Source organism: Myxococcus sp. CA005 (assembly GCF_006518205.1).
GTDB classification, from domain to species: Bacteria; Myxococcota; Myxococcia; order Myxococcales; family Myxococcaceae; genus Myxococcus; species Myxococcus xanthus.
Window position 1 is genome coordinate 1 of the sequence record NZ_SRLV01000091.1, and the last position, 21,968, is coordinate 21,968.

At 69.0% G+C, this 21,968-nt stretch carries 21 protein-coding genes and 1 pseudogene; 9 read left to right on the plus strand and 13 right to left on the minus strand.

Features of this window, described 5'->3' with window-relative positions; translation table 11 throughout:
- Positions 1-541, minus strand: a pseudogene (locus FMQ63_RS30075) (AAA family ATPase); the annotation flags it as partial.
- A 140-nt stretch (positions 542-681) separates the two neighbouring features.
- Between FMQ63_RS30075 and FMQ63_RS30080 the strand changes: the two are divergent.
- Entirely contained in the window at positions 682-1,728 is a 1,047-nt protein-coding gene (locus FMQ63_RS30080; protein WP_228556521.1) for a DNA gyrase subunit B, read from the plus strand.
- 79 nt (positions 1,729-1,807) lie between these two features.
- Here the strand turns inward: FMQ63_RS30080 and FMQ63_RS30085 are convergent, their stop codons facing one another.
- Positions 1,808-4,114, minus strand: coding sequence for a S8 family serine peptidase (locus tag FMQ63_RS30085; protein WP_011555919.1), 2,307 nt, complete (start codon positions 4,112-4,114; stop codon positions 1,808-1,810).
- A 268-nt stretch (positions 4,115-4,382) separates the two neighbouring features.
- Between FMQ63_RS30085 and FMQ63_RS30090 the strand changes: the two genes are divergently transcribed.
- The gene (locus tag FMQ63_RS30090) at positions 4,383-4,853 is read left to right on the plus strand and encodes an ATP-binding protein (RefSeq protein WP_225909492.1); all 471 of its coding nucleotides are present in this window, start codon (positions 4,383-4,385) and stop codon (positions 4,851-4,853) included.
- A complete protein-coding gene (locus FMQ63_RS30095) occupies positions 4,843-5,610 on the plus strand; it encodes a tRNA(His) guanylyltransferase Thg1 family protein (protein ID WP_020478824.1) in 768 nt (255 codons plus the stop codon). The genes FMQ63_RS30090 and FMQ63_RS30095 overlap by 11 nt, the downstream gene beginning before the upstream one ends.
- A 12-nt stretch (positions 5,611-5,622) precedes the next feature.
- On the opposite strand, the gene FMQ63_RS30100 is transcribed toward FMQ63_RS30095, so the two are convergent.
- Genes FMQ63_RS30100 through FMQ63_RS30110 form a run of 3 tightly spaced genes read right to left on the minus strand, consistent with a single transcriptional unit; the run spans position 5,623 to position 7,691 of the window.
- Positions 5,623-6,483 carry a hypothetical protein gene (locus FMQ63_RS30100; RefSeq protein ID WP_011555916.1) on the minus strand — a complete coding sequence of 287 codons (861 nt, stop codon included), beginning with the start codon at positions 6,481-6,483 and terminating at the stop codon, positions 5,623-5,625.
- Entirely contained in the window at positions 6,480-7,070 is a 591-nt protein-coding gene (locus FMQ63_RS30105; protein ID WP_011555915.1) for a DUF350 domain-containing protein, read from the minus strand. The genes FMQ63_RS30100 and FMQ63_RS30105 overlap by 4 nt, the downstream gene beginning before the upstream one ends.
- A gap of 12 nt (positions 7,071-7,082) precedes the next feature.
- A complete protein-coding gene (locus FMQ63_RS30110; protein ID WP_225909491.1) occupies positions 7,083-7,691 on the minus strand; it encodes a CAP domain-containing protein in 609 nt (202 codons plus the stop codon).
- Positions 7,692-8,123: 432 nt separating this feature from the next.
- Between FMQ63_RS30110 and FMQ63_RS30115 the strand changes: the two genes are divergently transcribed.
- Positions 8,124-8,318: a hypothetical protein gene (locus FMQ63_RS30115; RefSeq protein ID WP_020480784.1), complete on the plus strand. Its 195-nt coding sequence runs from the start codon at positions 8,124-8,126 to the stop codon at positions 8,316-8,318.
- 6 nt (positions 8,319-8,324) lie between these two features.
- Positions 8,325-9,389, plus strand: a complete 1,065-nt coding sequence (locus tag FMQ63_RS30120) for an MFS transporter (RefSeq protein WP_020478826.1) — start codon at positions 8,325-8,327, stop codon at positions 9,387-9,389.
- A 24-nt stretch (positions 9,390-9,413) separates the two neighbouring features.
- Here the strand turns inward: FMQ63_RS30120 and FMQ63_RS30125 are convergent, their stop codons facing one another.
- Genes FMQ63_RS30125 through FMQ63_RS30135 form a run of 3 tightly spaced genes read right to left on the minus strand, consistent with a single transcriptional unit; the run spans position 9,414 to position 11,377 of the window.
- Entirely contained in the window at positions 9,414-9,554 is a 141-nt protein-coding gene (locus FMQ63_RS30125) for a hypothetical protein (RefSeq protein WP_011555913.1), read from the minus strand.
- A gap of 7 nt (positions 9,555-9,561) precedes the next feature.
- Positions 9,562-10,452, minus strand: a complete 891-nt coding sequence (locus FMQ63_RS30130) for a phosphatase PAP2 family protein (protein ID WP_011555912.1) — start codon at positions 10,450-10,452, stop codon at positions 9,562-9,564.
- The gene (locus FMQ63_RS30135) at positions 10,445-11,377 is read right to left on the minus strand and encodes a fatty acid desaturase (RefSeq protein WP_225909490.1); all 933 of its coding nucleotides are present in this window, start codon (positions 11,375-11,377) and stop codon (positions 10,445-10,447) included. Before FMQ63_RS30135 ends, FMQ63_RS30130 begins: the two co-directional genes overlap by 8 nt.
- 25 nt (positions 11,378-11,402) lie before the next feature.
- On the opposite strand from FMQ63_RS30135, the gene FMQ63_RS30140 reads away from it, so the two are divergent.
- The 3 genes from FMQ63_RS30140 to FMQ63_RS30150 are packed head-to-tail and all read left to right on the plus strand — an operon-like array spanning position 11,403 to position 13,986.
- Complete coding sequence (locus FMQ63_RS30140) at positions 11,403-12,392, plus strand: DUF3419 family protein (RefSeq protein ID WP_011555910.1); 990 nt, start codon at positions 11,403-11,405, stop codon at positions 12,390-12,392.
- Positions 12,389-13,309, plus strand: a complete 921-nt coding sequence (locus FMQ63_RS30145; protein ID WP_011555909.1) for a hypothetical protein — start codon at positions 12,389-12,391, stop codon at positions 13,307-13,309. The genes FMQ63_RS30140 and FMQ63_RS30145 overlap by 4 nt, the downstream gene beginning before the upstream one ends.
- A complete protein-coding gene (locus FMQ63_RS30150) occupies positions 13,279-13,986 on the plus strand; it encodes a TenA family transcriptional regulator (protein WP_011555908.1) in 708 nt (235 codons plus the stop codon). Before FMQ63_RS30145 ends, FMQ63_RS30150 begins: the two co-directional genes overlap by 31 nt.
- Here the strand turns inward: FMQ63_RS30150 and FMQ63_RS30155 are convergent.
- Both FMQ63_RS30155 and FMQ63_RS30160 read right to left on the minus strand, forming a co-directional pair.
- Positions 13,983-15,062, minus strand: coding sequence for an aquaporin (locus FMQ63_RS30155; protein ID WP_020478827.1), 1,080 nt, complete (start codon positions 15,060-15,062; stop codon positions 13,983-13,985). The two genes, FMQ63_RS30150 and FMQ63_RS30155, sit on opposite strands and share 4 nt — an antisense overlap.
- Positions 15,063-15,242: 180 nt before the next feature.
- Positions 15,243-16,610 (minus strand): glycosyltransferase family 39 protein, encoded by a 1,368-nt coding sequence (locus tag FMQ63_RS30160; RefSeq protein ID WP_011555906.1) that lies wholly within the window; start codon positions 16,608-16,610, stop codon positions 15,243-15,245.
- Between the two features lie 115 nt (positions 16,611-16,725).
- Between FMQ63_RS30160 and FMQ63_RS30165 the strand changes: the two genes are divergently transcribed.
- Complete coding sequence (locus tag FMQ63_RS30165) at positions 16,726-18,816, plus strand: thioredoxin domain-containing protein (protein WP_011555905.1); 2,091 nt, start codon at positions 16,726-16,728, stop codon at positions 18,814-18,816.
- 22 nt (positions 18,817-18,838) lie between these two features.
- On the opposite strand, the gene FMQ63_RS30170 is transcribed toward FMQ63_RS30165, so the two are convergent.
- The 3 genes from FMQ63_RS30170 to FMQ63_RS30180 form a co-directional block, all read right to left on the minus strand.
- Positions 18,839-20,338 (minus strand): transglutaminase family protein, encoded by a 1,500-nt coding sequence (locus FMQ63_RS30170; RefSeq protein WP_171452279.1) that lies wholly within the window; start codon positions 20,336-20,338, stop codon positions 18,839-18,841.
- A 63-nt stretch (positions 20,339-20,401) separates the two neighbouring features.
- A complete protein-coding gene (locus tag FMQ63_RS30175; RefSeq protein WP_011555903.1) occupies positions 20,402-20,869 on the minus strand; it encodes a GNAT family N-acetyltransferase in 468 nt (155 codons plus the stop codon).
- The gene (locus FMQ63_RS30180; RefSeq protein ID WP_043613104.1) at positions 20,781-21,860 is read right to left on the minus strand and encodes an ATP-grasp domain-containing protein; all 1,080 of its coding nucleotides are present in this window, start codon (positions 21,858-21,860) and stop codon (positions 20,781-20,783) included. Before FMQ63_RS30180 ends, FMQ63_RS30175 begins: the two co-directional genes overlap by 89 nt.
- Between the last annotated feature and the right edge of the window lie 108 nt (positions 21,861-21,968).

A 21,968-nucleotide genomic window follows, 5' to 3' on the forward strand; every position in this document is an offset into this window, starting at 1 on the left:
GGGGGCGGGTGGGCTCGAACTCGCGGGGCTTGTCGAAGCGGGGCGGCTCGTTGCCCAGGACGACCTCGCGCTTGTGCCGCTCGGCGCCCTTGTCCAGGGCCTTGATGCGCTGGAGGCCGGCACGCAGCCGGTCATAGGTGACGTCGTTGGGGACGACGTCCAGGCGCAGGAGGCCCTCGTGGACGTAGGGCGGCGGGGAGCGGTCGAAGGCGAGCTGGATCCGCGTGGCGGTGGCGCGGGAGATGAGCGCGCGGGCGGGCTCCTTCACCTCCGCGCGGCGGGGCAGCACGGCCACCAGGTCGCCGTTGTGCAGGCGGGTGGGCAAGGGGCGGCGGTCCGCGCGGCCCAGGGTGACGAGGAAGCGGCCTCCCAGGCCGACCTCCTCCTCGATGGACTCCAGGTCCAGGACGGACAGCCCGTGCTCCTCGCGCTCATTCAGCGTGAGGCTCTGGGCGAGCGCGGCCAGGCGGGCTTTCTCGGCCTCGCGTTCCTGGGCGAGGAGCGAGCCGAGCTGGTCGAAGAAGGAGACGTCACGGGCCATGGGCACGTCATGCCACCGGGCCGGGGCCAGGGCCAGTGGGACGGACGTCCGCGTGTTCTGGAGTGCGAGAGGGAGCCCAAAGGCTGGGGTAGAATGACGGGATGCTCGGGATGCATCTGCCTGGGGGCATTGTCGAAAACGTGCGCAAGCGTCCCGGCATGTATTGCGGTGACGTTGGCGAGTACGGGCTGCACCACCTCGTCTATTTCCTCCTGGACGTTGCCTACGAAGAAGCTCGCCGTGGGGAGTGCAGGGACGTGGTGTTGGAGGTGGGAGGGGATGGTTCCATCGCGCTCTTCTGCACCAGTCGCACCGTTACCGCCGAGAACTTGGTCAGAGTGGCGACGGGAGCGGGCTTCTTGGGGCGTCCGCCGGGCGATGGCTGGGGCTGGGACAGCATGCTCGTCGTGTCCCTGGCCTTGTCTTCCCGCTACCAGGTGGACATCTGGGCGGACGGGCGGCAGTGGCGGGTGATGGGCGAGCACGGCCATCCCCAGGGAGAGGGGGCGGCGGTGACGCCGATGGAGCCAATGCCTGTCTCCGCGGAGCGAGGGGTACGCGTCCACTTCGTTCCGGACGCGACCATCTTCGAGGTGCTCGCCTTCGACAGGGCTCGCCTTTCCCGTCGCTGTAACGAGCTGGCGGCGCTCGCTCCGGGGCTGCGCGTCAGCTTTGCCGACCTCCAGCGGGGAGAGCGCACGCTGTGGCATCTGCCCGGTGGCGTGGCGCAGTGGGCTCACGTCCTCACGGAGGCTCGGCCCCAGCTCCACCCCGAGCCGGTCGTCTTCGACTTCACGTGGGATGGACTGCGCGTCCAGTGTGCATTGCAGTGGTGCGAAGACGAGGACAGCACGCTGCTGTCATTTGCCAACGCCGTGCGGACCGTGCGGCATGGCGCACACGTGAAGGGCGTCACTCAAGCGCTCCGGGGCGCACTGGCGAAGCTCTCAGGTGAGACGCGGGGGGCATTCCCCTGGGCTCGGGTGGCGCAGGGCCTGACAGCTATCGTCGCCGTGAGTGGACCCCGGAGACAGATGGCGTTCGCGGGCCCCACCAAGGAGTTGCTGGCCATCCCTGGCCTGGAGGAGGCCATCCGCAAGCAGCTCCAGCCCCTGTTCATCGAGCTCCTTCGCGAGCACCCGGTGACGCCGGCACTCCTGGCACGGCGTACGAGCGGCTCGCGGTAGTCCTCCAGAAACAGTCCGGGCCGGCACTCCCGCGAAGGGAACACCGGCCCGGCGCCTGCGTCAGCTCAACCCTGGCCTGCTAGATCTTGCCGCCGCTCACAACCAGCGCGTAGGTCGCGTCCAGCACGCGCGTCGCCAGATTCGTGTCCTCGATGATTTCGTCACCAATCACCTCCACGGTCCACGTGCCGGCGGCGGGGTTGGCGAGGAACACGTTCTCCACCGTATCCACCTTGTTCGACACGCCGCCCGCCGTGGAGACGTTGCTCGCCGTCAGGCCGTTGTTGCCCCAGTAGACGACGCCGGTGGGGGACGTCACGCGCAGCGACAGGTCGTTGATGCGGGCGTGCGCCGCGCCCACCGTGCCGGCGGGGTCGGTGTAGACCATGGTGACGTTGAGCTCCGTCTCCCCGGGAGCCACGGTGACGTTGTACGTATTCGTGCCGAGCGGGAGCAGGGTGTCCGTCTCGTTGATGATGCTCGTCACGGCGGCGCGGTCATACAGGCGCTTCACGTCCGCGGTACCCCAGCCCTGCCGCGCGCGCGTCAGGTCACCGTTGGAGCCGCCCGCGAGCCAGTTGTAGCGATGGGCCATGTTGATCATCAGCGCCTTCGCCGTGGCCATCTTCGGACGGCTGGCGAAGACATCCGCGCCACCACCGAAGCCCGCCCAGACGCCCTCGTGCCACATCTGGAACAGCAGGCCGAAGTGCCCCGCCGTCTGCGGCGTGGCCGCGCTGGTGCCGCCGAAGTTGGTGTAGGACGTGTTGCTGGTGTTCGACGCGGAGCGGATGAGGTCGTAGTAGTACGACAGGTCCGGCTTGAGCCGGCCGTCCGCCGCCGGACCCACGCTGGCGCCGCCATTCCACCGGTCATCCCCGCGGTTGGTGTTGTCGTAGTGGTACATGCCACCCACGGACACGATGTTCTTCGCCCACGCCTGTGGCCGCGAGTTCTGGTTGCCGGTGTTGCTCTGTGACTGCGTGCTGAGGATGGGGTACTGGAACAGGTAGTCATCCACCTCCGCGGAGATGGTGGTGTAGCTCGTCACCTGCGCGCTGCCCACGCTGGACGTCTGGAACACGGCGCGGTACGGCCCGGCCGGGTCGATGAGCTCCCGGTTGATGTCGTAGCGAGACTTGGCGCCGCCGAACTGGGAGGACTCGTTGTAGCGGTAGAAGATGCCTTGTCCGGAGGGGACCAGGCCGCGCGCGTTCCCGTCCACGCCCCGGGCGAAGTTGATGCTGTAGCAGGCGGTACCGTGGAAGCTGCCCGTGGTGGACGTGCTGTGGATGAGGGGAGGTGTCGCCCACTCCTGGTGCGTGGTGCGCAGCTCCGTGTCGAAGATTTCGCCGCGGACGCCCTGTCCGCTGAAGCCCTCTAGGCCTTCGAGGTAGGTCGCGCCGCCCACATCGCGGACGTTGTTGTTGTCGAGCTCACCCGGCCCGCCCCAGCGGTCGACGTACTGCACGGCGTTGGAGCGAATCAGCCGCTCCAACTGGGACTGGGTGAGGGTGGCCTCCACGCGCAGGCCGCCCGCTTCGATGAGCTCCACCGTGCCGCCCAGCGTGCGGACCAGCGAGGCGACCTCGCCCTGTCGTGCCGCGCCGCGCTCGCCCACCATGATGGAGTAGCGCTGCGGCTCCAGCTTCAGCGAGCGCCCCTGGAGGGACTCGCGCAGCACGCCTTCCACCCGGTACTCCGGATGGTACGCGCCCACCCAGCGGACATAGGGCAGCCCGGCGACGCGCTTGTGCGTGCTGGGACTCATCTCCACGAGGAAGGTGTGGTCCGTGAGGAAGCGCAGCACCTTGCCCCCCGCGGCCTTGATGGCGTCGCGGTACTCCGGCAGGGGCGTGGCGTGGAACTGCACCAGGTGCAGGGTGTTGCTGGCGTCCGAGGTGAGCACGCCCGCGACCAGGGGCTGTGCGCCCTTCAGCGGGTCGAAGCGCGCGTGCTCCAGCCGCACCAGGTACTCGGTCGGCTGCACGCGGCCCAGCAACGCCACGCCGCCCTGGCTGTAGGCGAAGAAGTCCTGGCGCCGGCCGTCCGCCGTCTCTTCCTGCCAGGTGTGGAGCTGGACCGACGCACGCGGCACATCGAGCGTCTTCAACGCATGGATGGGCTGGGCCGTCCGGTGGAAGATATGCCCGGCGCTCGTGGCAAGGGCATATGTGCCGCTCGCCGCGCGGTCGATGCCCGTGGCGAGGCGCGCCTTGTCGACCTCGGCACCAGTGAGGACCCGGGCGGGGCCCAGCGCCGCGGTGCTCCGGATGATGCCGGGGCGCAGATCCGGTGTGTTCGCGGCGAGCGCCGTGACTGGCGCGGACAAGCCCCAACCGAGGGCCAGGAGGGACAGCGGGGACAACGAGGACGGCATACGCATGGTGGGTCTCCTTGAGAGGGACTTCCGTGCTGCACGACGCTTGAATCCTCGAAAAAACGAGAAGTGCTTGTTAGTCTGCTTAAGATGAGTGTGTCAATGCATGCCCAAGTCTGGGAATTCATTGGAATGAAAGGCATTCGTGGCGTTTGGGTGACACTGCGGATGCGATAGATGTGTCGGGTTGACTGTCTTTTTCGCGTGGCAGCGTTATGGCTGGGGACCGTCGCTGTCAGGCCCTCTCATGCGGAGGCGTCCGGAGCCGCACGTCATGGACCTGGTTCTCTTTGTTGGCTTGCAGGGCTCGGGCAAGAGCAGCCTCTACCGGCAGCGTTTCGCGGCCACGCACGTACACGTCAGCAAGGACCTGTGGCCTCACGCCGTTCGCAAGGAGGCCCGCCAGCGCCGCTACATCGCCGAGGCGCTGGCCGCGGGCCGGCCGGTGGTGGTGGACAACACCAATCCCTCCGCGGACGTGCGCGCGCCACTCATCGCCCTGGGGCGCGAGTTCCACGCCCGAATCATTGGCTACTACTTCGCGTCGAAGCTGGAGGACTGCCTGGCGCGCAATGCCTTGCGTGAAGGGCGAGCCCGGGTGCCGGAGGTGGCGTTGCGTGCCACCGTGAAGCAGCTCGAGCGGCCCCGGCTCGAGGAGGGCTTCGACGCACTGTTCTACGTGACGCTGGACGCCGACGGTGGCATTCGCGTCCAACCCTGGATGGAGGAACCCGATGGACCCTGATGAACTGGCGGCGCGAGCAAGGCAGGGCGAGGTGTTCCACGGCCAGCGCATGCTGCCGGGTGCCTGGGTGGTGCTGCGCGTGGATGGGCGGGGCTTCTCGCGCTTCACCGAGGCCCGCTACGAGAAGCCCTTCGACCCGGTGTTCCACCAGTTCATGGTGCGCACCGCCAGCGTGATGCTGGAGGAACTCCAAGGCGTCTACGCATACACGCAGAGCGACGAAATCTCCGTGCTCTTCCGGCCGGACTGGGCGCTCTTCGACCGCTCCGTCGAGAAGGTGGTATCGCTGGCGGCGGGCCTGGCCAGCGCCACCTTCACGCACGCCGCGGGTGTCCCGGCGGTGTTCGACGGCCGTGCATGGCTGGGCGCATCGGAGCGCGCGGTGCTGGACTACTTCATCTGGCGACAGGCGGACGGCAGCCGGTGTTCGCTGCATGGCTGGTGCTACTGGACGCTGCGCAAGGAGGGCCGGAGCGCGGCGCAGGCCACCCGTGAGCTGGACGGCAAGCCCGTGAGCTACAAGAACGAGCTGCTCTTCCAGCGAGGCATCAACTTCAACGACGTGCCCCTGTGGCAACGGCGTGGAAGCGGGGTGTGGTGGGAGGCGTACCAGAAGGAGGGCGTGGACCCACGGGATGGCCGGCGGACCCAGACACTCCGGCGGCGGCTCAAGGTCGACTCCGAGCTGCCAATGAAGGAGGCCTACGAGCACCTGGTGCGGGGCCTGCTCGCGGCGCCAGGCGCCGAGGCGGACTGATGCCCAGAGGCGTCAGCCCGCGGTGTCCGGGCCCCCGTTGAGGGGCAGCACCTTCCACAGCCGGGGCTTGTCGTATTGGGGCGGAATCATGCCCAGTGGCCAGCCCTGGGCGGTGACCTCCGCGTACTGGTAGCTGCGCCCGGCGTAGCGCAGCGCCGTGCCCTTGCCGGGCAGCCCCACGCCCACCGCCGCGTGGGACAGCGGGTCGGAGTACAGCACCACCGCGTCGACTCCCGCCTGCCGCAGCAGCATCACCGCGAGCACCGCCTTGGAGTCGCAATCGCCGCGATTCTCGGCGGGGACCAGCGCCGGTGGGACGATGCCGAAGGCCTCGTGCTCCGGCAGTTCGTAGTCGATGCTCTGAACGAAGCCGAGGATGAGCTGCGTGGCCTGCGCGGCATCCAGCCTCCGCTCGCGGATGGAGGCGACGAAGGTGTCACCCAGCCTCCGCACGGGCTCGGCGTTGGTGCGCATCAATTCCTCGTAGATGCAGCGCATGTCGGCGCTACAGCCGGGCGGTGCGTTGAACGAGAAGCGCTCCCTGCCCAGTGAGCGGTAGTGCAGCCGGCGGCCCAGCGCCGCGTGTTCATCCGCCAGCGTCTGGGCCAGCGCCGTCCCCAGGCCGTAGGAGACGTGGTGCTCGGGGGGCTGGATGCTGTCCGCTCGCCAGTCGTAATCACGCGCCCGCTGCGGTGAGGTGCCCGGCGGGAGCAGCACCAATCCCAAATCCACCGCGCGGGCGCCTCTGGGATGGCCGGGCTCTGGTGGCGCGATGTCCATGCCCGCCAGATGGCCCAGCGTGCCCAGGCCACAGCAGCAGAAGCAGCTGGCGAGGCCCACCACGCCGAGCATCCACTTGAAGAACGTCTTCACGCGGGCGCGCGCAGCGTCCCTTCAGGGAGCTGGGGGAAGGGGATGAGCCCGTTGAGCGCCGCCTGGAGGCCCGGGGCGGTCAGCAGCGCCAGCACCAGCAGGATGGCGGAGAGGATGAGCGCCGCCGCGACGTTGCCCTTGCGCACTTCCGCCAGCTCGTCGATGCCCGGCGTCATCCGGTCGAACAGCAGCACGCCCGTGCCGAGCACCGTGACGCCCACGCCCAGTGACAGCCCCACGTGCAGGACGGCCACCGCGACCAGCCGGCCCACGACCAGCAGATGCAGCGGCGGATTCTGCACGGTGAGGTCCAGTGCGTCCGACGTGGCCTGCACCGCGTGCTGCACCAGCAGGCCCAGCGACACCAGGCTGGCGGCGTGGACGAGGCAGGCGGCGACGTTGCCCTGGCGCAGCTCCTCCACGGGGTTGGCGCCGAGGATGCGGCTCAGTCCACGCAGCGCGAGCCAGATGCCCAGCGCGGCGACCAGGCCGCCGAACACCACCTTGATGAGACCGACGAATAGCAGGAGGAAGTCCATGACGAACGAGGCGGGCCGGGCGCCCTGGATGAGCGCCCGGCCACGCATTCTAGACCGGTGTTACTGCCGGCCGAAGGCCTGCGTCCAGTAGTGCCGGTACGTGCTGTTCGGCGCGTTGAAGTAGCCGACGCCAATCTCCAGCAGCGCCGGGTTCATGATGTTGTTGCAGTGCCCGGTGCTGGTCATCCAGCCATTCACCACGGCCAGGGCCGTGGAGTAGCCGGCCGCGACGTTCTCCGCGGCGTTGCGGTACGTGTAGCCGGCCCAGTTCATCCGCTGCCAGGGCGTGGAGCCGTCCGAGCCCGTGTGGCTCATGAAGTTGTTGGTGCCCATGTCCTTGGAGTGCTTGCGCGCCGCACACCGCAACTGGGGGTTGTTGCTGAGCGCGGGCGCGGGCGGCTTGGCCACGCCGCCACAGACGGCTCCCGCGGCGCGGCGCTCGTTGACGAGCACGAGCACCTGGTCTTCCAGGGCCGTCCACGCCGAATTCCATGTCGTCACGTCGTCGCAGTACGCGGCGGCGGTGACAGTGGCGGACCCTTCTTGCGTCTCCACTGGCGGGATGACAACGCCTTCTCCAGCGGGCGCCTCTGTGGTGGTTTCCGGCTCACCACAGCCGGTGAACATCGCGGCACCCAGGACAGCGACAGCAAGAATACGTGAGTTCATGACTGCTCCTTTCCACGGGGTGTGGAGCGCCATCCTCTCGCTTCACACGCCCGCATCGAAAGGCGCCGTCCGCACTCACTCTAGCGAGCACCTGCTCGTGTGCCTGTTGCACGTCGATGGCCTTCAAAAGCGCTGCGTCTCTGCCCGTCGCGAAGTCTTCCGTGGTGGGCACAATCTCTCCATCCGGGACAATTCCCACGCCATGGAATGTGCAGCGGTCGGGACGAAGAACTTCCATCTCGGTGTACATGAACCGGAAGCTGTCTGGGCGCACCAGGTTGGTGAGGGTGCCGTGGGTGTCCGCGCTGCGCTGCCCCACCACCGCGAACCGGTCCGGATGCCCGTCTGTTCGTGGCTGGGGAATTGAAGCCCGCCACGCGTCTCCTCTACGGTGTCGGCGCCTGATTCCGGAAGGGTGGAGACGCGCGGCGCATGTCGGCTCCAGCGAGTGATTCAAACACCCGTGAGCGCGGGACAGGGGCCCTGCCGTTGCTGCGTCACCACTCGGCGTTCCGGGCCTTGTGGGGCGCGCGAGTCCTCTCCTTCACGGGTGATGCGCTCAGCCTGGTGGCGCTCATGCTGTACGTCGCGGAGCAGACGGGGCAGGCGCTGGCTGTCTCCCTGTAGCTGCTCGTGGGGGACTTCGCACCCGCCTTGCTGGGGCCGCTCACCGGGGCCATCAGTGACCGGTTCGACCTCAAGCGAGTGATGATTGCCTGCGAGTTGCTCCAGGGCGCGCTCCTGGTGCTCATCGCGCTCACGATGCCGCCACTGCCGGTACTGCTGACTCTGGTCGCCGCGCGAGCGGTTGCCGGACAGGTGTTCCAGCCAGCCTCCCGGGCGGTGGTGCCCGCGTTGGTGCGGAGCGAGGACCTGGAGGCCGCCAACGCCAGCGTGGGCTTCGGGACGCAGGCCGCCGAAGCGTTGGGGCCGTTGCTCGCGGCGGCGATGTTTCCGCTCGTGGGGCTCCAGGGCGTGCTGCTGGTGGACGCGGCGTCCTTCTTCCTGTCCGCGGGCTTGTTGGTGGCGCTGCCGTCCGTGCCGCCTGCGCATGACGGCGCCGCGCCGCCCGTGTCGTTGTTCCGGCAGGCACGGGACGGGCTCGTCTACCTCTGGCGGGCGCGGGTGGCCCGCGTCGTCGCGTTGGGCTTCTGCGCCGTGGTGGCCTTCAACGGCGTGGATGACGTGGCGCTGGTGTTGCTCGCGAAGGACACCTTCCAGGCAGGGGACTCGGCGGTGGGGTTGCTGCTGGGCGCGGTGGGGCTGGGCCTGGTCGCGGGCTACGTGCTGATGGCGCGGCTGGGCGCGGGGGCGGCGATGCCGGTGATGCTGGTGCTGGGCTTCGCGGTGAGCAGCATGGGCAACCTGCTGACCGGCTTGGCCTGGGCCGTCTCCGCGGCGTTCGCGATGCAGGCCGTGCGCGGTGTGGGCATCGCCGCCATGGATGTGGCCAGCCACACGCTCATCCAGCGCTGGGTTCCGGCTGGGATGCGGGGGCGGGTATTCGGCAACTTCTACGGCGCCATTGGTGTGGCGGCGGGGCTGTCCTACGTCGCGGGAGGATTGTTGCTGGACGCGACGTCCGCGCCCGTGACGCTGCTGGTGGCGGGGGCGGGTGGAATGCTTGCGACCGTCGTGGTGGCGTGGCGGCTTCCGGGCGCGCTGCGGACAAGCGCCGCAACGCGCGAACCGGATTGACGCCTCAGACGCGGCGCTTGTCTTTCACGCACTCCAGCCCCACAGAGTTGCCCCGGTAGTGGATGGGGCGAGCATGACGCGGCGGATGCGCCAGCCCTCGGACGTCTTCTCCACGTCATGCGTGTAGCGGATGACCACGGTCCATTCCTCCTTCAAGGCGCGCACCGGACTGTCACCCGACGCCCACCGTCGGCGCTTCGTGCTTCGATAGCGCCGTCCGCGCCTCCCAGCGCGCCTGAAGCCGGGGGAAGCAGGCGCGAAACACCATGAACCACACGGCGCCCGCCAGCAGGTCCACGGCATAGTGATAACGCAGCACCAGCGTGGACATGAGGATGGCCACGGCGACGGGCACCATCAGCCGGAACCGCCACGGGTGCTGGCGCCGGTCGTGTTCGAGCAGCACCAGCGTGATGTACGTGTGCAGGCTGGGGAAGAGGTCGTAGGTGGACGAACCACTCGCCACGACGGCGGCATTCAGTTGCGTGAACCAGCCACCCTCGATGGGGACGGTGAACAGCTCCGGCCAGGCGGCCACGGGACCGATGGCGGGCATCAGGTAGTAGCCGGCGATGCCCGGGAGATAGGCGGAGAAGACGTCGATGAAGAAGCGCTCCGCTCGCGCACGCGGCCCCACCAGCGCCCAGGCCATGGCGAGGTGCAGGTATCCGTGGAACGCTAGATAGCTGGCACTGAAGAGCTCGTTGACCCAGGGCGTGCTCCACCGCTGGAGCCATGCGGCCGGTGTGATGCCGAACAGGAACACGTCAGCGGACAGGAGCCACGCATCACGCGTCACGAGCCCCAGCGCGGGGACGGCCTGCTTCACGGAGGCATAGAAGAAGAACGTCGCGAGGTAGGCGAGCAGCAGCCGTGCCCGGAAGACATGGGCGACTGCGTCCAGTCGCGCCAGCAGCGCCACGCTGCCCATGAACAGCACCGTGCCACCAACGGCTTGCGCGGTGACGGTCGCGGAGATTCCCGCGACGAACACCAGCGCTGTGGAGAGGACGATGCCGAACGCCGCCAGCAGGACTTCGTGCGGGTACAGCCGCTCAGGCATCGGGCGTGGCGGGTTTCGCCCCTCGGATGAGCGAACCGGAGAGGACGCCGCGCACGAACGAGAAGTAGGACGGGATGAAGGGGGCCCCCTGCGCGACGAGGTCCGCGCGCAGCGTCCGGTGCAACTCGGGCAGATTGTACCAGGGCACGCGGGGGTACAGGTGGTGCTCCAGGTGGTAGTTCTCGTTGCACATGAAGAAGCGCGTCACCGGGTTCGACAGGATGGTCCGGGAGCCTCGGACCGGGTGCGTGCTCTCTGGCAGGAAGGTGTGCTGGCTCATGCCCCGGACGTTGACCAGGGTGTTGAGGAGGAGCATCGGAATCGCCCAGGCATGGAGCAGCACCTGTCCGGGGATGAAGATGACCGCGGCCGTCAGGCCCGCGACGGCCAGCGCCACTTCGAACAGCACCCATCGGCGCTCGGCGGTCGTTCCCTGTCGCCAACCCAAGATGGGAATCATCGTGATGTAAGCGGGATAACCGAGCAGCAGCCGGCCCACATGCATCAACAACTCCAGCCACCGCCGACCCGTGTAGTTGGCGTAGTGGTCCGGGTCCTTCCCTCCGCCCAGGTCGGCATGGTGTTTCAGGTGCAGCACTTTGTAGGCCGCGTAGTTCTGCAACACCGGGAGCGCGCAGGCGATGCCACCCAGCCGGTTCAACCAGGGCCGCCGCGCGAGGCCACCGTGGACGGCCTCATGGGTGAACAGGCTGATGCCATGTAACGACGCCGCGGCGATGAGGTACAGCGGGGCGCGAGCGAGCCAGTCTGTCCAGGCCGTGTCCCGCGCCGCGAGCACCACGGACAGCGCCGCCGCGCCCAGGTAGAGCATGAGGAACACGGCGAGCCGCGGAACGTGCCGCGCATCGACCTGCTCCAATTCACGCAACTGCGAAGGGGTGAGGGATTCTGTCGCGAGCGGCATGGGGGTTCCGAGGTAGAACCATGCCATGGAACCTGGCCTGGTTTCGACGCCGCCCCTTCGCTTGAAGTTCGCCGTTGTCCGGGAGGATGCCGCGCTGGAGTTGGCGCTCGTCGAGCGCACGCGGGCGCGGGCCGTGCTCACGGTGGCCTCGGGAGGTTGCACACTCCTCACCCTGGCGCGGCGCCATCCAGCGCTCGAGCTGGTGGGCTTCGATTTCAACCCGCGTCAGCTCGCGCATGTCCGGGAGAAGGCGGAGGGGCTCGGTCGCCTTCCGCTGGCGCGCTACAGCGTGGATGCGGAGGACGCGGCGGCCCTGAATCAGCGCGGCGAATTCGAGGGGCTCTTCCGCACGCTCCGCCGCTTCATCGAGGAGTTCGTCGCGCCCGCGCATGAACTCGCCGCGTTCTTCGCGCCGGCCACCACGGCCTCACAACGCCGGGAGGCCTGTGCCCGCTGGTTCGCTTCGCCCTACTGGCCCGTGGCCTTCGAGCTGGCCCTGGCGGCGCCGCTGCTGAACACCATGTTTGGTCCCGCGGCGACCCAGCATGCCGAGCCCGGCTCGTATCCTGGCTATTTCCAGGCGGTCTTCGAACGCGGGCTCCAGCGCGAGGATGCGCCTCGAAATCCCTTCCTCCAGCACGTGCTGCTCGGCAGGTACCTGCGTGAGGATGCCCCCGAGTATCTCCGGGCTGAAGGCCCGCTGGCGCTGACGCTCGTCCAGGGCTCGTTGCCGGATGTGCCGCGCCTGGACCGCTTCGACGTCATCTCGCTCTCCAACATCTTCGACTGGTCGGAAGACGCGCTGGTGGCGGAGTGGGCGGGGGTGCTCGCACGTGAGGCCCGGCCCGGTTGCGCCGTCCTCATCCGCCAGCTCAACAACCGCCGGGACCTTCGCGGCTTCTTCCAGCCCGCCTTCGAGTTCGATGACGCGCTCGGCGCGGAGCTGCTTGCCAGGGACAGGAGCCTGTTCTACGAGCGCATCGAGGTCGGCTTCCGCGTGCCAGACAGCCCATGAGTGACGTGCGCTTCATCGTTGCCCGGCCCGACTCGCTCGGGCCCTATGTCGAGCGGCTGCGCCTGCTGGAGCGTGAAATCCTCTATCCACTCGCGGATGGGGCCGACCACTTCTTCATCGACCATGGGCCCGGGTACCACCCGTTCTTCTCCTCCATGGGAGAGGCGTACTTCCTGCTGGCGCTCCGTGGCGACGACTTGCTCGGTTCCGTGACGGGGGTCTTGCGTCCGGTGTGGCACGGGACGCGGAAGGTGGACGCGCTCTACATCTGCGACCTCAAGCTGGCGAAGCACGCGCGGGGCTCCGGCCTCTCCACGAAGCTCCTGCTTCAAGGCCTCAAGCACCTCTTCCTCATTCCTCCGCTGCGCCGGATTCGTTTCCTCTACGGCGCGGCCATGCGCGGCGCCCGGGGCGATGTGATGCGCATCGCCCGTGGGTGGAATCCGCTGCGCATGGGGCGCCCCGCGAGCCAGCTCGCGCTCTACTTCGTGCCGCCCGCTCGGCTTCAGGCGGTGGATACGCGGAGTGCACCCCCGCGCCCCACGGGAGCAGGGCTCCGTCTGGGGCCCGCGCCCGCCAGGACGCTGGAAGGGGCGGGGTGGTGCACCACGGCGGGGGCCAAGGACCTTCAGCGTTTGTCCACGGGGCGCCCGTGGCCGCTGGTCCATCTGGCGGCGCCGCCCGAAGCCTGGACGCAGGGTTGGGGCGAGTACCTTCGTACCTGCGGTGTGGAGCTGGCGGCGCTCGGGGAGGAGGCGCTCGCCTGTTTCAGCATCGACGAGCGGCTGGAGGACCACGTCCACTGGCTGCGAGAGGTGGGCATCGCTCCTGATTCGGTGTGCACCGTCTATTCTCTCGACCTCTCCTTTCCTGCCAGAGCGCCAGCATGGGTGCACCTTCCCTCATCCGAAATTTGAAGCTGCGTCAGCACATCGCCGGGCTCAAGGCGGAGTGGAACGCATTGGATGCGCCCTACCTGCGCGCGCTGAGAGACGGCACCTTCGCGCGGGAGGACTTCGTCGAAACGCAGCTCCAGTTCTCCTCCGCGGTGGCGCACTTCTCCAGGCCCATGGCGATGCTCGCCAGCCGGCTGCCTCGGCCCCACCAGCGGCTGCCGCTGGTGGAGAACATCTTCGACGAGCACGGACGCGGCACGTTGGCTCACGGCCACGAGCGCACGTTCCACCTGCTCCTCTCGCGCCTGGGCGTTGAGACAGCTCGCGTGGAGCGACATGTGACCTGGCCGGAGGTGCGTGCCTTCAACGTCGCGCTCACCGGCATCGCCGCGTTCGAGGGGCCGCTCACGGGGCTCGCCGTGTTCGGCATCATCGAGGACCTGTTCAGTGGCATCTCCCTGGACCTGGGCCGCGGCATCGTCGCGCGGGGCTGGCTCCAGCACGGCGAGGTGGTGCACTACCCCACGCACGCGGACCTCGACGAAGAGCACGCGGAAGGCTTCTACCGGCAGTTGGATGCTCCCTACGAGACGGACGCGGGGGCCGCCGAGATTGAGCAGGGCCTGACGTTGGGCGGGCACCTCTTCCTGGGGCTGTACGACGCGCTGTTCCGGGCGCGTCACCGCCGGCTGGATTAGGGCCGCGGCCCGCTGGGGCCTTCCCGTGCCGCGTCTCCGACGGCATGGAGCCGCAGCCAGCCCCGGTTTCGAAGGAGTTGGCGGATGGGGGCTCGGAGCTCCGCGCGGAGCCGGGGCTCCTCGGTGGTCACCGCGTCGGCTGGGACCCGCAGCTGCCAGGAGACACCGTCAGGGTGTGATGGCTCTGTGGGTTCTCCCGCGAGCACCAGCCGGACGATGAGCGGTGGCAGGTCCGTGTCATCGCCAGCGTGCCATTGCGTCGTGGCCCGCGCGCGCTGGGGCGAGGCCAGGTGGTTGAAGATGCCCACGGCCTGCTGCGCGACCTCCGGCCGCGAGCATTCGAAGACGATGGGCCAGACGCGGGCCTGCTTCATTCGCGGCGTCCGCTGCAACCAGCGGAAGAGCAGCACCGCGAGCGCGGCGCCCAGCAGTTGCGCGGCGATGATGGACTCCACGTCCATGGAGTGCATGGCACTGGGGCGGGTGCTGAACGCCCGGGCGAGGATGAGCGCCGGGTTCGCCAGGGCCCGGGAGTCGGTGAACCAGACGGTGGCGGCCAGATAGCCGGCGACGACCAGCGGAATCGCGGTAGGGCGATTCCGCACGCAGCCGCGCACCATGACGAGCAACCCGAAGGTGGACACCAGCTCCGTGACGAACTGCGCCAAGCTGGCCGTGGGCTCACTCGCGCCGACGAGCATCGGCTCATGACACATGACGTGGGCCACCCACCGGCCCGCGACGGCACCGCCCACCTGCGCCAGCACGTACAGCGGCACGTCACGCCACGGTGTGCCGTCTTCGAGCGCATCCGCGAAGGTGAGCGCGGGATTGAAGTGCGCGCCCGTGAGCGGTTGAAGCACGTAGGCCAGACATGCCAGCACCGCGCCCGCCCCCAGGGACATGAAGAGGCGTCCATCCGTGGCGCTCACGCCCAGGTGCTCGGCGCCGTGGTGGGCGCCCTCCAGCGCGACCACGAGCAGTCCGCAGCCCAGGGCCTCCACCACGAGCCGCCGGGAGCGGTTCATCCGGGCCACGTCATCCGGCGCGGCAGGGGACTGGAATGCGTGCGTCACGGCGAAGCCCCTCCTGGAAGCAGGTCCGCGGGCCCCTGGGAGAGATCGGCTCCTCCACCGCACCTGGAACCGGAAACCTAGGGCTCACCCGTGGCACCGTCAAAGGCAGGGGGCCAGACTGCCCGTCGGTGAACAAGGCCGGTTGGCCAGGCGTGGAGGCGCTGCGCCCGTTGTCGACGCTCAGGGCTTGCGCGCTCGCAGCCGCCACACCTGGAAGGTGTGCAACCGTCGCCCACGAAAGTCACCGAAGAACTCCACGGGGCCTTCCACCGTGGTGAAGCGAGAGGCCAGCTCCTCGGGGGGCTGCGCTCCGCCCTCGCTCACCCACAGCACGTCCTGCCCGGGCGTCACTTCCGGGTCGGCCCAGAGGTCATACTGGCTGAAGCGGGCCGGTGCCCCCGTCTTCGTGAGCCGCCGCGCGTAGTAGGCCACCTGGGACGCCAGTTGGTAGTTGGGCGCGTAGACGGCGGCCACGTTGTCGGGCGTCAGCTCCGGGAACAACCGCTGCGGCGTGGCCAGCTCGCGCAGCACGCTCCAGCCGTGCGTCCGCGACAGCGTCCTGTCCCGGCGGAAGTGGAGCACGGGGAAGAGCAGGTGCGAGCCCACCACCAGCACCACCGCCAGCCCGCTGAACGCCGCCGCGCGCTGCCAGACGGGCCGCATGCCCGCCACGCCCACGCAGGCCGCGAGGTACGCCGCGGACGGCCAGTTGGCCTCGCCCCTTGTGCGCAGCGACGCGTAGCCGAAGAAGAGCAGGGGGACGCAGGCCGCCATGCGCAGCAGGAAGTGCTCGCGCGGACCGCGCACGCCGTACACCAGCGCGAGGGGAAAGAGCACGGGGCCTCCCAGGGCGAGCTGACCCGCGAGGAACTCGCCGAAGGTGCTCCAACCGCTGCGCCAGTCGCGGCCCAGGCCATGGCTGAGCTGGAAGGCGAAGCCCACCCAGTCATGGTCCGCGTTCCAGAACACCACCGGGGCGAAGAAGGCGCCCGCCAGCGTCGCCGTGCGCCACGCTCCCCAGGGCAGGCGCCGCGCTCGCACCGTGGCGATGAGGAACGCCACGCCCAGCAGCACGGCCGGGTACTTCGACAGCAGGGCGCACCCTCCGGCCAGTCCCGCCAGGACCCATCGTTCCCGCCACAGGGCCCACAGGGCCAGCGTCCAGAACAGGAGCAGGGGCGAGTCGGGCGTGGGCCACACGCCGGCCAGCGCGCCCGCGGGGACGACGCTCCACAGCGCCGCCGCCCGCCAGGCCGTCGCCGCGTCGCCATGGACGTCGCGCGCCAGCCGCCACACCGCGGCCACCGTCCCCACACCGCACAGCATCGCAGTGCCCTCGATTCCCAGCAGGGCGATGTGCCAGGCCACCAACGGTGGATGGTCGAAGTAGCCCCAGTCGAGCTTGCGGGACCATTGCCAGTAATAGGCGGTGTCGAAGTAGACGTCCGTGCCCAACACCAGGGCGAGCCGCGCCGCCATCGCCACGCCGAGCAGCGCCACGCAGGTCTTCAGACTGAGGCCCGTCGAGGCGGGAGATGGCAGAGACACGACGGCGACCTACCCGGCCCACCCCTCTGTTGACCAGCGTCCCTCCGGTGCTTTCGGCTTGCCCGCCCTCACGCGGGTTCGTATCTCGACAGCAATTCCTCTTCCTGGAGTCCCGATGGCCACGCCCCCTCCGTCAGTTGACACTTCCAATCGTCTGGCCCGGGAACCCTCTCCGTATCTGCGCCAACACGCACACAACCCCGTGGACTGGTTCCCTTGGGGGGAGGAGGCGCTCGCGAAGGCGAAGGCGGAGAACAAGCCCATCCTGCTGTCCGTGGGCTACTCCGCCTGTCACTGGTGCCACGTCATGGCGCACGAGTCGTTCGAGTCACCCGAGACGGCCCGGCTGATGAACGAGGGCTTCATCAACATCAAGGTGGACCGCGAGGAGCGGCCAGACCTGGACCAGATTTATCAAGGCGTGGTGCAGCTCATGGGGCAGGGTGGCGGCTGGCCGCTCACGGTGTTCCTCACGCCGGACCTGAAGCCCTTCTACGGCGGCACCTACTTCCCGCCGCAGGACCGCTACGGCCGTCCGGGCTTCCCCCGGCTGCTGATGGCGCTGCGGGACGCCTGGGAGAACAAGCAGGACGAGGTGCAGCGGCAGTCCGGCCAGTTCGAGGAGGGCCTCGGTGAGCTGGCCACCTACGGGCTGGAGGCCGCGCCCGCGGTGCTGACGGCGGCGGACGTGGTGGGCATGGGCCAGCGCATGGCGAAGCAGGTGGACGCGGTCCACGGGGGCTTCGGCGGCGCGCCCAAGTTCCCCAACCCGATGAACTTCGCGCTGATGCTGCGCGCGTGGCGAAGAGGCGGCGGCGCGCCGTTGAAGGACGCGGTGTTCCTGACGTTGGAGCGCATGGCCCTGGGCGGCATCTATGACCAGTTGGGGGGCGGCTTCCACCGGTACTCGGTGGACGAGCGCTGGCTGGTGCCCCACTTCGAGAAGATGCTCTACGACAACGCGCAGCTCCTTCACCTCTACGCGCAGGCGCAGCAGGTGGAGCCGCGCCAGCTGTGGCGCAAGGTGGTGGAGGAGACGGTGGCCTACGTGCGCCGCGAGATGACTGACGCGGGCGGCGGCTTCTACGCGGCGCAGGACGCGGACAGCGAGGGCGAGGAGGGGAAGTTCTTCGTCTGGCGCCCGGAGGAGGTCCGCGCGGCCTTGCCGGAAGCGCAGGCGGAGCTGGTGCTGCGTCACTTCGGAATCAAGCCCGGCGGCAACTTCGAGCATGGCGCGACGGTGCTGGAGGTGGTGGTGCCAGTGTCGGAGCTGGCGCGGGAGCGCGGCGTCTCCGAAGACGCCATGGAGCGCGAGCTGGCCGCGGCGAAGCAGACGCTCTTCGACGCGCGGGAGCGGCGGGTGAAGCCGGGCCGGGACGACAAGCTGCTGTCGGGATGGAACGGGCTCATGATTCGCGGGCTCGCGTTGGCCTCGCGTGTCTTCGGCCGGCCGGAGTGGGCGAAGTGGGCGGCGGACGCCGCGGACTTCGTGTTGGAGAAGGCGTGGGACGGGACGCGGCTGGCGCGCTCGTACCAGGAGGGCCAGGCGCGCATCGACGGCTTCCTGGAGGACTACGGTGACCTGGCCTCGGGCCTCACCGCTCTCTACCAGGCCACCTTCGACGTGAAGTACCTGGAGGCGGCGGACGCGCTGGTGCGCCGGGCCGTGGACCTCTTCTGGGACGCGGAGAAGGCGGCGTATCTCACCGCGCCCCGGGGACAGAGGGACCTGGTGGTGGCGACGTATGGCCTCTTCGACAACGCCTTCCCGTCCGGGGCCTCCACGCTGACGGAGGCGCAGGTGGAGCTGGCGGCGCTCACGGGGGACAAGCAGCACCTGGAGTTGCCGGAGCGCTACGTGGCGCGGATGCACGACGGGCTCGTGCGAAACACCATGGGCTACGGCTACCTGGGGCTGGCGGCGGATGCGCTGCTGGAGGGCGCGGCGTCCGTCACCGTCGCGGGCGCGTCCGACGACGTGGCGCCGCTGCGGGCCGCCATGGACCGTGCCTTCGCGCCCACGGTGGCGCTGGCCTGGAAGGCGCCAGGGCAGCCCGTGCCTGCGTTGCTACAAGGGACTTTCGAAGGACGTGAGCCCGTGAAGGGACGGGCCGCCGCCTACCTGTGCCGGGGCTTCGTCTGCGAGCTGCCCGTCACCGAGCCGGACGTGCTGACCCAGCGGTTGGCGGCGCTCACCGGCCCCTGAGCAGGGGCCGGCGCGCCCTGCGTCACTTGACGGCCGTCACCTTCAGCGCGCCGATGAGCGGCGTGATTTCGGCGTTGCCTTCCTTGCCGAAGGCGAAGTGCGTGGCGTCCGCCACCACCTGGTTGAAGGTGGGGTCCAACTGGGTCCACTCGCCCACGAAGGCCTCCACCCATTCGTGCCAGTAGAGGGCGGGCACGCCGTCCTGGTTCATCATGTAGATGACGCCGTCCACGCGCCGGGCGGGCACGCCCGCCGCGCGCAGCAGCGCCACGGACAGGAGCGAGTGCTCCGTGCAGTCGCCCTTCTTCTGGCTCAGTACGTCCGTGGCCCGGTCCGCGCTGGCGCCGTAGTCCTTCTCCAGGTTGGAGTACACCCAGGTGTTCACCTTCTGGGCGATGCGGTACGCATCCTTGTCTGTCCCCACAATCTGCTTCGCCAGCTCGCGGATGGCCGGCGCGTCGCTCTCCACGACGAGGGTGGACTTGAGATTCTCTCCACCCTCCGGGTCCTTCAGCGGTAGGGGCTTGCGCGCCTTGGGGGCGGCGGCGGACAGCGTCACTTCCACGCTGCCGTCCGCCTGCGGCTTGAACTGCTGCCGGTACGTCTGCTGCTGGAACTTCGCGGGCAGGCCCTGCACCACCAGCGTGACGTGGCCGGGCACGGTGCGCGCGGACTCGGGCAGCGGCTTGGGCAGCACCACTCGGGTGAGGCCGAAGACTTCCACCAGGTCCAGCCGCTTCGCGACGGCCTCCGTCTCCTTCCGGGCCTGCATCGTCGTGCCGTAGTCCACCAGCACCATCTCCCCGCGCTGGGTGATGTACGAAACGACGGGGACCTTCTCCTTCTCCGACACGGTGACGGCCTTGCCCAGCTTCACCTGTACGCCGTTGATGGTCCGCTGCTCCTCGGGCTCCACGGTGGTGGAGAGGCCGTAGGACTCCAGGTCCATTCCATCCAGCGAGAAGCCCGTCACCTTCGCTTTGCGCAGCAGCGCCACGCGCGGCGGGTCGGCGTCCTCCACCCGCTCCTTCGTCGGAGGCCGCTTGGGCAGCGTCTCGTCGGGGCGGCCCGGGCGCTTGCGCACCACCTGGAAGCCGTCCGCGGTGGCCGTGCCCACCAGCGTCTGCGTGCCGCCGTCACCCGTCTGCTTCACGACGAAGGACAGCAGGCGCCCACCGGGCTTCGCCTCGTAGATGCGCTCCTCGTCGTGCATGCGCTCCGACACGCGCGAGCCCACCATGGCCTTGAAGACGAGCTGGTTGGTCGTCTTCACCCGCGCGGGCTGGCCCGGCAGGACTTCCAGGTCGGTGAAGAGCCAGCCGACCTTCTTGTCCATGAGGTACAGGCCGAAGAATTCGCCGCCCTTGGGCCGGGCGGCCTTCACCACGTCGGAGACGGGGGCCTGTGTGGCAGTGGCCTTGGCCGCCGGGGCGGGCGCCCTCGCGAGCGCGGACGGTGCGCCCACCAGCAGGGCACACAGGGGCACGAGGGCCAGCAAGGTCGGTCGGTGCGTGCGAGTCATCGTGCCCCTTCTAACGAGGGAAGGGGCCGTTGTCTTCACCCGCCCGGCCTCGCGGCGTAGGGATTACAGCCGCTTGGTGAGGATGATGAGGTCGTCCCCCACCTTGTAGAAGTCCCGGATGCGGGCCTCCTCGCCGTACTTCATGGAGGCGTAGAAGCCGCGCGTGGGGCCGTAGGCCTCGGTGGCGCTCGTCTCCACGCGGATGAGGCGCCCGTTGCGGCGGCGCAGGTCGCCCTCCATGGCGGACACCAGCGCCGCGCCTACGCCCTGACCGCGAACTTCCGGTGCGGACGCAATCCAGTACAGGTCGTAGGTGTCCTCCGTCATCGGCGTGGGGCCGTAGCAGATGTAGCCCACGAGCTCGCCGTCGCGGTCCGCGACGATGATGGCGTAGTCCGTGTTGCCCGGCGTGAGCGTGGTGTTCGCCAGCTCGATGGCGACCTCAACCTCCTGCGGCGAGAAGGTTTCGATCTTTCGAATCAGGGCGGCGATTGGCGCCCGATCCTTTTCTTCGATGGGACGGATGTCCATGTGCTCTCTCGAGCGCGACCTCCACGAGCCGGGACGCCAGGGCCGGATAGTCCATTCCGGCGGCCAGGGCGGCCTTGGCGAACCCCGCGCTCGGATGAAGGTCGCAGTTGGGGTTGATGTCGATGACGTAGGGCACGCCCTCCGGGGATACCCGGAGGTCGACCCGTCCATAGTCCTGACAGTCCAGTGCTGCAAAGGCTTCCAGCGCGACCTGCACGCAACGGGACTCCAGGTTCGCGTCCAGTCGGCACAATCCGCTGGTGGTGTCCCGGTACTCCGCCGACGCCGCCTCCCACTTGGCGTTGTAGGAGACGATGTTGGGTCTGTCCTCGAACGTACGACCGAAGACGATTTCCGTCAGGGGCAGCGCCTGGCGCGGCCGGTTGCCGAGCAGCGGCACATAGATTTCCCGCCCGGGGATGAACTGCTCCACCAGGGCCGGCTGATGAAACTCACGGAGCACCGCGTCACAGGCGCGGACCAGCGCGGCGCGCTCGTGCACCACGGACTCCGACGTCACGCCCATGCTGGCGTCTTCCCGCGCGGGCTTGACGATGAGCGGCCAGGGCAGGTCCACCGCCAATGCATCCTCCAGGCGCTCCACCACGTGGAAGGGCGGCGTGGACACGCCGCGCGCGGTGAGGACTTCCTTCGCCTTGGGCTTGTGCAGCGCCAGCCCCAGGGACAGCGCGCTCGAGCCCGTGTAGGCCAGCCCCAGCACATCCAGCAGGCAGGGGATGGCCATCTCGCCCCGGCTGTCGGCCGCCAACGACTCGCAGAGGTTGACGACCAGGTCCGGCTGGCACCGGCGCAGGGTGTCCATGAAGTCGAGCCGGTCACCTTCGATGGCGAGCGGTTCGGCCAGGGTGTCGCCCCGGTTGAGGGCGTCCGCCATGGAGGAGACGACACGGACCACATCCTCCCGGGCCTCCCGCCCAGGGTCGTCCTCAAGGAGGTCGTGGTCGCGGTTGTGCAGCAGGATGATGTGCATTCGGTGGTGCGGGAGGGTTACCACGTCCCCTGCCTCCATCACAGTCCGCACGTGAGGCCGGCTGCCCCCCGGAAAGGTTCGCGGTACGTTTGATGACGTCCCCAGGGG

Excerpts from the sequence above, each read along its gene's own strand:
- FMQ63_RS30165 (WP_011555905.1), top strand. The coding sequence starts at position 16,726 with ATGGCCACGCCCCCTCCGTCAGTTGACACTTCCAATCGTCTGGCCCGG.
- FMQ63_RS30090 (WP_225909492.1), top strand. The coding sequence starts at position 4,383 with ATGGACCTGGTTCTCTTTGTTGGCTTGCAGGGCTCGGGCAAGAGCAGC.
- FMQ63_RS30110 (WP_225909491.1), bottom strand. The coding sequence starts at position 7,691 with ATGAACTCACGTATTCTTGCTGTCGCTGTCCTGGGTGCCGCGATGTTC.
- FMQ63_RS30135 (WP_225909490.1), bottom strand. The coding sequence starts at position 11,377 with ATGCCGCTCGCGACAGAATCCCTCACCCCTTCGCAGTTGCGTGAATTG.
- FMQ63_RS30175 (WP_011555903.1), bottom strand. The coding sequence starts at position 20,869 with ATGGACATCCGTCCCATCGAAGAAAAGGATCGGGCGCCAATCGCCGCC.
- FMQ63_RS30085 (WP_011555919.1), bottom strand. The coding sequence starts at position 4,114 with ATGCGTATGCCGTCCTCGTTGTCCCCGCTGTCCCTCCTGGCCCTCGGT.
- FMQ63_RS30150 (WP_011555908.1), top strand. The coding sequence starts at position 13,279 with ATGGGTGCACCTTCCCTCATCCGAAATTTGAAGCTGCGTCAGCACATC.
- FMQ63_RS30140 (WP_011555910.1), top strand. The coding sequence starts at position 11,403 with ATGGAACCTGGCCTGGTTTCGACGCCGCCCCTTCGCTTGAAGTTCGCC.
- FMQ63_RS30180 (WP_043613104.1), bottom strand. The coding sequence starts at position 21,860 with ATGCACATCATCCTGCTGCACAACCGCGACCACGACCTCCTTGAGGAC.
- FMQ63_RS30115 (WP_020480784.1), top strand. The coding sequence starts at position 8,124 with ATGTCGGCTCCAGCGAGTGATTCAAACACCCGTGAGCGCGGGACAGGG.
- FMQ63_RS30095 (WP_020478824.1), top strand. The coding sequence starts at position 4,843 with ATGGACCCTGATGAACTGGCGGCGCGAGCAAGGCAGGGCGAGGTGTTC.
- FMQ63_RS30145 (WP_011555909.1), top strand. The coding sequence starts at position 12,389 with ATGAGTGACGTGCGCTTCATCGTTGCCCGGCCCGACTCGCTCGGGCCC.
- FMQ63_RS30105 (WP_011555915.1), bottom strand. The coding sequence starts at position 7,070 with ATGCGTGGCCGGGCGCTCATCCAGGGCGCCCGGCCCGCCTCGTTCGTC.
- FMQ63_RS30130 (WP_011555912.1), bottom strand. The coding sequence starts at position 10,452 with ATGCCTGAGCGGCTGTACCCGCACGAAGTCCTGCTGGCGGCGTTCGGC.
- FMQ63_RS30170 (WP_171452279.1), bottom strand. The coding sequence starts at position 20,338 with ATGACTCGCACGCACCGACCGACCTTGCTGGCCCTCGTGCCCCTGTGT.